10 protein-coding genes and 1 pseudogene are annotated in these 9,761 nt (G+C 69.9%); 4 read left to right on the top strand and 7 right to left on the bottom strand.

Annotation, left to right across the window (positions count from 1 at the left end; translation table 11 throughout):
• From FW784_RS09600 to FW784_RS09590, 3 genes and pseudogenes are all read right to left on the bottom strand, one after another.
• Positions 1 to 227, bottom strand: a pseudogene (locus tag FW784_RS09600) (hypothetical protein); the annotation flags it as partial.
• A gap of 95 nt (positions 228 to 322) precedes the next feature.
• Complete coding sequence (locus tag FW784_RS09595; protein ID WP_149353127.1) at positions 323 to 1,162, bottom strand: patatin-like phospholipase family protein; 840 nt, start codon at positions 1,160 to 1,162, stop codon at positions 323 to 325.
• Complete coding sequence (locus FW784_RS09590; RefSeq protein ID WP_149353126.1) at positions 1,159 to 2,127, bottom strand: helix-turn-helix transcriptional regulator; 969 nt, start codon at positions 2,125 to 2,127, stop codon at positions 1,159 to 1,161. The genes FW784_RS09595 and FW784_RS09590 overlap by 4 nt, the downstream gene beginning before the upstream one ends.
• A 163-nt stretch (positions 2,128 to 2,290) precedes the next feature.
• Between FW784_RS09590 and FW784_RS09585 the strand changes: the two genes are divergently transcribed.
• Genes FW784_RS09585 through FW784_RS09570 form a run of 4 tightly spaced genes read left to right on the top strand, consistent with a single transcriptional unit; the run spans position 2,291 to position 7,344 of the window.
• A complete protein-coding gene (locus FW784_RS09585) occupies positions 2,291 to 5,176 on the top strand; it encodes a molybdopterin oxidoreductase family protein (RefSeq protein ID WP_149353125.1) in 2,886 nt (961 codons plus the stop codon).
• On the top strand, positions 5,173 to 5,385 hold the full coding sequence (locus FW784_RS09580) for a hypothetical protein (protein ID WP_149353124.1): 213 nt from the start codon (positions 5,173 to 5,175) through the stop codon (positions 5,383 to 5,385). The genes FW784_RS09585 and FW784_RS09580 overlap by 4 nt, the downstream gene beginning before the upstream one ends.
• Entirely contained in the window at positions 5,382 to 6,389 is a 1,008-nt protein-coding gene (locus FW784_RS09575) for a 4Fe-4S dicluster domain-containing protein (RefSeq protein ID WP_149353123.1), read from the top strand. Before FW784_RS09580 ends, FW784_RS09575 begins: the two co-directional genes overlap by 4 nt.
• A gap of 7 nt (positions 6,390 to 6,396) precedes the next feature.
• Entirely contained in the window at positions 6,397 to 7,344 is a 948-nt protein-coding gene (locus FW784_RS09570) for a dimethyl sulfoxide reductase anchor subunit family protein (protein ID WP_149353122.1), read from the top strand.
• A 53-nt stretch (positions 7,345 to 7,397) separates the two neighbouring features.
• On the opposite strand, the gene hemC is transcribed toward FW784_RS09570, so the two are convergent.
• From hemC to FW784_RS09550, 4 genes are all read right to left on the bottom strand, one after another.
• Positions 7,398 to 8,363 carry a hydroxymethylbilane synthase gene (gene hemC / locus FW784_RS09565; RefSeq protein ID WP_149353121.1) on the bottom strand — a complete coding sequence of 322 codons (966 nt, stop codon included), beginning with the start codon at positions 8,361 to 8,363 and terminating at the stop codon, positions 7,398 to 7,400.
• Positions 8,364 to 8,472: 109 nt separating this feature from the next.
• Complete coding sequence (locus FW784_RS09560) at positions 8,473 to 8,766, bottom strand: hypothetical protein (protein ID WP_149353120.1); 294 nt, start codon at positions 8,764 to 8,766, stop codon at positions 8,473 to 8,475.
• A complete protein-coding gene (locus FW784_RS09555; protein WP_187770759.1) occupies positions 8,763 to 9,488 on the bottom strand; it encodes a LytR/AlgR family response regulator transcription factor in 726 nt (241 codons plus the stop codon). Before FW784_RS09555 ends, FW784_RS09560 begins: the two co-directional genes overlap by 4 nt.
• A gap of 47 nt (positions 9,489 to 9,535) precedes the next feature.
• The coding region (locus FW784_RS09550; RefSeq protein WP_425481624.1) for an alpha/beta hydrolase at positions 9,536 to 9,761 on the bottom strand (226 nt) is incomplete at its 5' end.

Here is a 9,761-nt window from a genome sequence, read left to right as displayed (position 1 = left end):
GCGACGGCAGTCGCCGCGGCCTGCACGCCCACGCGCGCCGGAAGCGCGAACCCGTGCAACGACCACCACGCCAGCGCTGGCATCGCCACCAGCCACATCGGCAGCCAGCCGATCGCGGACGTCGCGCGCGCACCGGGCAGCAGCGCGACCAGCACCAGCCCCACGGCAAGCGCCGTGCACAGGACCTGGTCGAGGAGAGACGGCGTGGCGCGGGACGGGTTCGACATGGCGGCACTCGGCGAGGTGGGCTGGCATCCACCATCGCGGCGCCACATCTCACCGGCTGCGACCTCCCGCAGTCGTCCGACGGGCGGCGCGCGGCTCAGTAGCCGGCGGCGTCCAGCGCCAGCTCGGCCTGCCCGCGGCCGATCTCGATCATTTCCCGCGCGCGCCAGAATTCGTAGAACTGGCAGGCATCGCGCGGGATGCGGATCACCAGCTCGGCCGGGTCCAGCGCCAGCTGCACGCGCGAGACCTGCGCCTGCATGGTGTCGATCGCACGCGCGATCAGCTCGACCATGCCGATCTCCCCGCCGCGCGTGCCCGCCTCTTCGTCCGCCAGCGCCGTGGACGGCGGCAGCGGAATGTCAGTGGGCTTGAGTTGCGGCCAGCCATGCATGTCGACGGCGACCAGGCGATGCGCGGCCGACAGCCGCGTGGCGGTGATCGGCAACGGCGCCAGCACGCCACCATCCACCAGCTCGCGGCCGGCGATGCGATGCGGGGTGAACACGCCGGGGATCGCGATCGAGGCGCGGATGGCGTCGAGCAGGTCGCCGCGACGCAGCCAGACTTCGCGCTGGCGCATGAGGTCGACGGCGACGATGGTGAGGTCGACGTCCAGCGACTCGATCGAGACGATGCCGAGCAGCTCGCGCAGCGCCTCCATCAGCCGCCGTCCACCGACCAGCGCGCCACCGAGCGAGGGATCGATGTAGCGCAGCATTCGCGTGCGGGTCAGGCCGCACAGCCAGTCGCGCAGTTCGGGCAGCCGCCCGGCGGCCTGGAAGCCACCGACCAGCGCGCCGCTGGACGAGCCGGCGATCGTCGCGATGTGCAGGCCGCGGGCCTCCATCGCCTCGATCACGCCGATCTGCGCGAGCCCACGCGCGCCGCCGGCGCCGAGCACCAGCGCGATCGGTTCCTCGCGGACGGGGGTCACCGCTCGTAGTTGCTCAGGGCGAGCTGCAGGTGCGTGCGTGCCTGCTCGCGAAGCGCCGCCGGTTCGATGATCTCGGCGTCGGCGCCGTAATGCATGACATCCATCAGCAGCTCGCGCGCGGTGCTGTAGGGCACCTTCAGTTCGAAGCGGCCGTCGGGCAGGAAGCGGCCCTGCTGCTGCGAATGCCAGTGCTCGTCGGCGACCCAGCGCGCGGATTTCGGGCTGAACACGATGGTCGCCCACCCCTTGGGCGCGCCGGAGAAGATGCCGTAGCTCGACGACAGCTGGCGATCGAGCTCCTCGTCCGGCACGTCGCGCGCGGCCTCGTCCTGCACCTTGGCGTTGACGATGCGATCGACCGAGAAACTGCGCAGCGCCTCGCGCTCATGGTCCCAGCAGTCGAGATACCAGTTCTCGCGGTAGTGGGTGAGGCGCTGCGGCGACACGGTGCGACGGGTCTTCTCGTCGGTCGAGCGCGCGCGGTAGTCGAACGACAGCCGACGTCGATCGAGCACTGCGGTGGCGACGTTGCGGAAGCTCGCCTCGTCCAGCCGGCGTCGGCGGTGCGGGATGACACGGATGCGCTCCACCGGCACGCGGCGGCCGCCGGCGTGCTCGCCGAGCAGCTTCTCGATGCGCTGCTGCAGGGGCGCGAGCGCGTTGGACAGCACGCCGCCGCCGGAGCGCACCAGCAACTGCTGCGCGGCGAGCAGCGAATAGAGCTCTTCCGACGACAGCCACAGGCCCGGCAGTTCGAAGCGCGTGCCGTCGCTGTGGTCGTAACGGAAGCCGGCCTCGCCATTGCCGACGACGGGCGCCATCAGGTAGTCGCGCAGGTACGCAAGGTCGCGGTAGACCGTCGCGCGCGAGCACTGCAACTCTTCCTGCAGGCGCTGCACCGTCACCGGATAGCGCGAGGCGCTGAGGATGCGGTGCAGGGAATTGATGCGTTCGATGCGTTCCATTCGGTCTCGGGTCTCGCGGGCCTTCTGCACCAAGGATGGCACCCGGCTCGCGTCAGCGGCTAGGGCCGTGGGGCAGCGGCAGTGTGGCCGCGGCGGGGGCGCAGGAAAGTGAAAGGGGCCGTCCGCGGCACGGCCCGGCGTGGCGGTCGGGCACAATGACGCGATGCGAGGCCCTTCCGAACCGGTGATCGACACGTCCCCCACGCCGGGTGACGAGGTCCGCACCACCACCTGTTACATGTGCGCCTGCCGCTGCGGAATCAAGGTCTGGCTGCAGGACGGCCGGATCCGCTACATCCAAGGCAACCCCGCGCACCCGGTCAACAAGGGCGTGCTCTGCGCCAAGGGCTCGGCCGGGATCATGCAGCACTACTCGCCGGCCCGGCTCTCGCGGCCGCTCAAGCGCGTGGGCGAGCGCGGCAAGGGCGAGTTCGAGGAGATCTCGTGGGAGGAGGCGCTCGACCTGGCCACGTCGTGGCTGGCGCCCATCCGCGAACGCAATCCCGATGAGCTGGCCTTCTTCACCGGCCGCGACCAGAGCCAGGCGCTGACCGGCTGGTGGGCGCAGCAGTTCGGCACCATCAACTACGCGGCGCATGGCGGCTTCTGCTCGGTGAACATGGCTGCGGGCGGGCTGTATTCGGTGGGCGGCAGCTTCTGGGAGTTCGGCGAGCCCGACTGGGAGCACACGCGCTACCTGATGCTCTGGGGCGTCGCCGAGGACCACGATTCCAATCCGATCAAGCTCGGCCTCGGCACGCTCAAGGCGCGCGGCGCGAAGATCGTGTCCGTCAACCCCGTGCGCACCGGCTACGGCGCGATCGCGGACGAGTGGATCGGCATCCGCCCCGGCACCGACGGCCTGTTCGCCTTCGCGCTGATCCACGAACTGCTGCGCGCCGACCGCATCGACCTCGACTACCTCGTGCGCTACACGAACGCGCACTGGCTGGTGATCCGCGACCCCGGCGCCGCCGACGACGGCCTGTTCGCGCGCGACGACAAAGGCCGACCCTTGTGCTTCGACCGCGCGCGTGGCGCGACTTTCGATGCCAACGCGATCGACCTGCAACCCGCGGTCGTCGGCGAATACGCGTTGCCCGACGGCCGCATCGCCGTGCCCTCGTTCCACCTGCTCGCCGAACGCTACATGGATCCGCAGTACGCGCCGGACGCCGTCGCCGAACGTTGCGGTATTCCCGCCGACACCATCCGTCGCATCGCGCGCGAACTCGCGGAGAACGCTTTCGACCACGAGCTGCGCCTGCCGATCGCGTGGACGGACGCCTGGGGCCGCGAGCACGCGGACATGGTCGGCCGCCCGGTGTCGATGCACGCGATGCGCGGCATCAGCGCGCACAGCAACGGCTTCCACACCTGCCGCGCGCTGCACACCCTGCAGTTGCTGCTCGGCGCCGTGGATACACCCGGTTCGTTCCGCTACCAGCCGCCATTCCCCAAGCCGATCCCGCCGCCGAACCGTCCGGGACGCACGCGCCAGGCCAACGGCGTGCTGGATGCCGCGCCGCTCGGTTTCGTGCACGGCCCGGAGGACCTCGTCGTCGACGAGAACGGTGCGCCGCGCCGCATCGACCACGCGTTCTCGTGGAGCTATCCGCTCGCCGCGCACGGGATGATGCACACCGTCATCCGCAACGCCTGGGCCGGTGACCCGTACAAGATCGACACGCTGATGATGTTCATGGCCAACATGGGCTGGAACTCGTCGATGAACATCGCCGAGACGATCGGCTGGCTGACCGACAAGGACGAGACCGGCGAGTACCGCATCCCGCGCATCATCTACTGCGATGCGTTTTCATCCGAAATGGTCGCCTACGCCGACCTGGTGTTTCCGGACCCGACCTACCTCGAGCGATTCGATTCGATCTCCCTGCTCGATCGCCCGATCTCCGACGCCGATGGCGCCGCCGACGCGATCCGCCATCCGATCTTCGACCCGGCTACGCAGCTCGATGCGCAGGGCCGTCCGCGCGACATCCGCGGCTTCCAGAGCGTGCTGGTCGACCTCGGCGCGCGGCTCGGTTTTCCAGGCCTGCTCAACGACGACGGCACGCCGAAATACCGCGACTACGCCGACTACATCATCCACCACGAGCGCGCACCCGGTGTCGGCCTTCTCGCCGGCTGGCGCGGCGCGGACGGCTCGCTCGAAGGCAAGGGCGCGCCGAATCCGGCGCAACTCGATACCTACATCGCCAACAACGGCTTCTGGCGCAGTGAGATCCCCGAACACGCGCGCTACTTCAAGATGGCCAATCGCGGCTATCTCGACTGGGGGCAGACCATGGGTTTCCTCGGCAGCCCGCAGCCGATCGTGCTGCAGCTGTACTCGGAGACGCTGCAGAAGTTCCGGCTTGCGGCGCAGGGGCACGGGCCGAACGTGCCGCCCCCCGAACACTGCGATCGCGTCGCGACTTACTTTGACCCGCTCCCGATCTGGTACGAGCCGTTCGAGCAGGCGCAGAACCTCGATGCGGCCGACAGCGATTTCCCGCTCAGCGCGATCACGCAACGCCCGATGTTCATGTACCACGCATGGCATTCGCAGAACGCCTGGCTGCGCCAGATCGCCACGCGCAACTATCTCTACCTGCACCCCGATACGGCGGCCCGCTACGGCATCAAGGACGAGGACTGGGTCGACGTCACCTCGCACAACGGCACGATCACCGTGCAGGCGCGCAGTGCGTCGAACGTACAGCCCGACACCGTGTGGACGTGGAACGCGATCGGCAAGCGCCGTGGCGCGTGGAAGCTGCCGAAGGACGCGCCGGAGGCCACCAAGGGTTTCCTGCTCAACCACCTGATCTCCGACATCACGCCGAAGGGCGACTACGCGAACGCCGACCCCGTGACCGGACAGGCCGCCTGGTTCGACCTGCGCGTGCGCATCGCGCCATCGACGCAGACCGACGACGTTTCGCAGCCCCAGTTCGCGCCGATCGCCGGCGCGCCCGCCGACGACCCTCCACTCCGCTACGGTGCCGAGTTCCGCCGCGAACGCGACACGCGCGAGGCTTCATGACGCCGCGAAAGATCATCGGCTATGCGCTCATCGCGCTCGGCTTCCTGCTCATCATCCTGCTCGGCTACGGCGTGGTCGAGCCGTTCGGCGACACATCGCAGGCCAAGGACATGGGCGGCCTTCTTAACGCGCTCGCGCCCAGCCTGCTGCTGCCGCTCGCGATCTTCCTCGTCGGCGTCGCGCTCGCGCGCGGAGGGCGGCGTCGATGACGATGCTGCCGCCGCCTTCAGCGAAAAAGCTGGGTCTGGTCATCGACCTCGACACCTGCGTGGGTTGCCATGCCTGCGCGGTCGCCTGCAAGGAGTGGAACGCCGGCGGCTTCTCGGCGCCGCTGCCGGATGAAAAGCCCTACGGGAAGCATCCGACCGGCGTCTGGTTCAACCGCGTGCACAGCTATGAGCTGGCGGCGGTCCTCGTCGATGATTCGAGCCCTCCGCCCCCGAACGAATCGGATACGACGATGGCCGATGCAGGTCATCTCGGTGATTTCGATCGCTCCGCCGGCATGGACGCGGCGCGTAGCGACGCGGGGGCTCGCCTGGCGATCCGCGGTGCAACGGAAGCGCGTGGCAGCGCCCGCCCGGTTACGGGCGCTGCAACTGCAGCTCCTGTTGACGCGACCGCGGCCAGCGCGGCGTCGCCAGCACCACGCGGCTGCAGTTCGATGAACCTCGCCGAGGCGGCCGCGCAACCGGCAATGACGCTGCACTTTCCGCGCTCCTGCCTGCACTGCGAGGAGCCCGCCTGCGTCACCGTGTGTCCGACCGGTGCCAGCTACAAGCGCGCCGAGGACGGCATCGTGCTGGTCGACGAGAGCAAATGCATCGGCTGCAAGCTGTGCTCGTGGGCCTGCCCGTACGGCGCGCGCGAGTACAGCAGCGTCGAAGGCGTCATGAAGAAGTGCACGCTCTGCATCGACCGGATCTACAACGAGAACCTGGCCGAAGCCGAGCGCCAGCCCGCCTGCGTGCAGGCCTGCCCGACGCGCGCGCGGCATTTCGGCGACCTCGGCGATCCGGAGTCCGCGGTGTCGAAACTGGTCGCCGCACGCGGCGGTGTCGACCTCATGCCCGAACTCGGCTACAAGCCGGTGAACAAGTACCTGCCGCCGCGGCCGCGCCGCACGACGGCGACGGAACCGGTTGCCGAAGCACTCGACACCGCCACGTTGCCGCCGGTGCTGCGCTGGCTCGACCGCATTTTGTCGCGCTGAGGCACGCATGCATCCGGCGCTCTCCGTCATCTTCTTCACCACCCTTTCGGGCCTGGGCTACGGGCTGTTCGCGTGGGCCGGCGTCGGCGCACTGTTCGGCGCATCGCCGCGCGTGTTGCTCGCCGCACTCGTGCTCGGGCTGGCCTCGTCGACGGCAGGCCTGATCTGCTCGCTCGGCCATCTCGGCAAGCCCTTGCGCGCATGGCGCGCGTTCTCGCAGTGGCGCAGCTCGTGGCTGTCGCGCGAGGGCGTGGCGGCGGTGGTGACGTACGTGCCGGCGGTCGCACTCGGCGCGGCACTGCTGCCCGGGATGCTGTCAGCGAACGCGGCGGGTACACGCGTCGCGCTGTCGCCCGCGGGCATGCTCGTCGCCGCGCTGCTCATTGCCTGCGCGCTGGCGACGGTCTACTGCACCGCGATGATCTACGCGTCGCTCAAGCCGATCCCGGCGTGGACGCACCGGTCGGTGCCGCTCATCTATCTCCTGTTCGCGTTGATGACGGGCGCCGTCGTGATGCTCCTGTTGCAGGCGACACTGGCCACGCCAGTGCGCGCGGCACTGCCCATCGCCATGGCCTTGGTCGTTGCCACTGCACTGCTCAAGCGCGGCTACTGGCATGCGATCGACACGACGCCGCTTCCCGTTTCACGCGGCGACGCGGTGGGCCTGCCGACGCGCGAGGTACGCGTGTTCGAGCGCCCGCATACCGAGGGCAACTTCGTGACGCGCGAAATGGTCTTCGTGCTTGCGCGCAAGCATGCGACGCGCCTGCGGACGGTCGCCCTGGTGCTGGTGGCGGCGCTGCCGGTCGCCTGCATGGTGCTGGCGTTGTTCGTCCCGGCCGCAACGACGGTAACGCTCGCGATCGCTGTCGTGTCTGTGCTCGGCGGCGCGCTGGTCGAACGCTGGCTGTTCTTCGCCCAGGCGCGACACCTGGTATCGCTGTACTACTGACGCGCCACGAAGCCGCGTCCGGGGCGCCGGACAAGCAACGCGGCGACGCGGCGTCAGGACACGAACGGCCCGGTATCGGGGTCGGCGGATCCCGCGATGAGCTCGGCCGCACCCTGCGCCAGCAGCGCCGTGGCGACACGCTGGCCCAGCGCCTCGGCATCGCCGGCATCGCCGTGGGCATCAGCGCGCACGTAGCGGCCGTCGATCGCCGACCCCACCAATCCCTGCAGATGCAGCTGCGCGCCCGACAGCGTGGCGAACGCGGCGACGGGCACATGACAGGAACCGTGCAGCGCGCGGTTCATCGCGCGCTCGGCTTCCACGCGCACGCGGGTGTCGCGGTCGTCCAGCGCGCCGAACAGACCGTGCGCGGCGAAGTCGTCGCTGCGGCATTCGATCGCGATCGCGCCCTGCGCCGGCGCGGGCAACCACGCGGGTGCGTCCAGCCGCGAACGGATGCGGTCGTCGAAGCCGAGCCGCTGCAGGCCGGCGCAGGCCAGCACGATCGCGTCGTACTCCCCCGCGTCGAGTTTCGCGAGACGCGTGTTGACGTTGCCGCGCAGGTCACGCAGCTGCAGGTCCGGCCGGCGCGCGCGCAACTGCGCCTGGCGACGCAACGAGGACGTCCCGACGACGGCGCCCCGCGGCAGGTCGTCGATGCCTGCATAGCGACTGCTGACGAACGCGTCGGCGGCGTCGGCGCGCGCGAGGATGGCCGCCAGTGCGAAACCCGGCTCGAGTTCCATCGGCACGTCCTTGAGCGAATGCACGGCGCAGTCGGCGTCTCCGCGCTCCATCGCGAGCTCGAGTTCCTTGAGGAACAGGCCCTTGCCACCGATCGCGGCCAGCGAGCGGTCGAGCACCTCGTCGCCGCGCGTGCTCAGCGGCACCAGTTCGACCCGCATGTCCGGATATGCAGCGCGCAGGCGCTCGGCGACGTGCTCGCTCTGCCATAGCGCGAGGGGGCTCTTGCGGGTGGCGATGCGCAGGACGTCGGGCACGGGGAAGGCTTCAGTCATCCGGCGATTGTCGCGGATCGCGCGGCAGGGCCCAACCCGCGGCGTCCGGCGACGACAGCGCCGCTGGCGCAACGCTGCCGCTGCGCAGGGATGCGGAACGCTCGAGCCGTCAGCGCGGGCGCTGCTGCACGATCGCCAGCAAACCGCCCACCAGGCCCAGAAGCACCGCGCCGGCGACGACATAACCGCCTGCAGCGCCTGCGATCGCGCCGACCACCGCGCCCAGCAACGCCGTGCCCCCGATGATCAGCCAGCGCGATGCGCTGCCTGCGCGGCGCGAATGCACGCAGTCCGCCCCCTGCTGCGAACGATAGGCCGCCATGAGGCGCTCGGCTTCGGCTTCCGCGTCCGCGGCATCGGGCCGCCGCGGTGGCGGCGGCACCGAGTCGCGTGGCGAGGTCACAGGTGGGCGAGCCTTTCGCGCAGCGAGGCCACGCACCGGCGGCTGACCTCGAGCGGTTGCCGGCCGTGGCGCAGCACCGCCTGAACGTGCCCGTCCGGGCTGCGTTTGAGTTCGACGAGCTCGTGTCGCGCCACCAGGCAATTGCGGTGGATGCGCACGAAACGTTCGCCGAATTCATCCTCGAGCGAGCGCAGCGATTCCTCGATGAGGTCCTCGCCGCGCGCGTGATGGACCACGACGTACTTTTCCTCGGCCTGCAGGTAGTGGATGTCGTCGACCGGGATCAGCCGAAGCGAACCGCGAAGCCGCGCACACAGGTGCGTGCGCGTGCGCGTCGCGCCGTCGCCGTTGGTGCGCGACGAGGTGAGCCGCCGAACGCGTTCGAGCGCAGCGGCGAGCCGCTCCGGACGCACCGGTTTCACCAGGTAGTCGAGCGCCTCGGCCTCGAACGCCGAGACCGCGTGCGCATCGTAGGCGGTGCAGAAGATCACGGCCGGGCGCGGTTCACTCGCAGCGAGGTGCCGCGCCGTTTCCAGCCCGTCCATGCCCGGCATCGACACATCCAGCAGCACCAGGTCCGGGTGCTGCTCGGCGCAGGCCAGCAGGGCCTGCGCGCCGTCCGACGCCGTCGCCACGACGCGGATGCCCGGCTGCTCTTCTAGCAGCACGCGCAGCCGGTCGCGGGCCAACGGTTCGTCGTCGGCGATCACCACGTTCAACATTTCCACGGAACCCCTCCCGCGATACCCCCCCGACACCGATAGTAGCGTTACCGGGGGCCCGTGGAAGAGGGGGCGCGGTCGGCACCTGAACCAGCCACCAGGCGGCGGTCGAACCAGCTGCGCAGTGCGTCGATTTCCGGGGAGCAGACCTGGTGCTGCATCGGGTAGGCGTGGAAGTCCACTTCGAAGCCCAGCGCGCGCAGGCGGTGCGCGGCGTCCTCGCCGGCGCCGAAGGGCACCACCGGGTCCTGGCGGCCGTGCGCGACGAACACC

The sequence above is a fragment of the Cognatilysobacter lacus genome, from assembly GCF_008274655.1.
Taxonomy (GTDB): Bacteria; Pseudomonadota; Gammaproteobacteria; order Xanthomonadales; family Xanthomonadaceae; genus Cognatilysobacter; species Cognatilysobacter lacus.
Note: the sequence above shows the minus strand (reverse complement) of the source record. Positions and strands in the feature narration are given on the sequence as shown.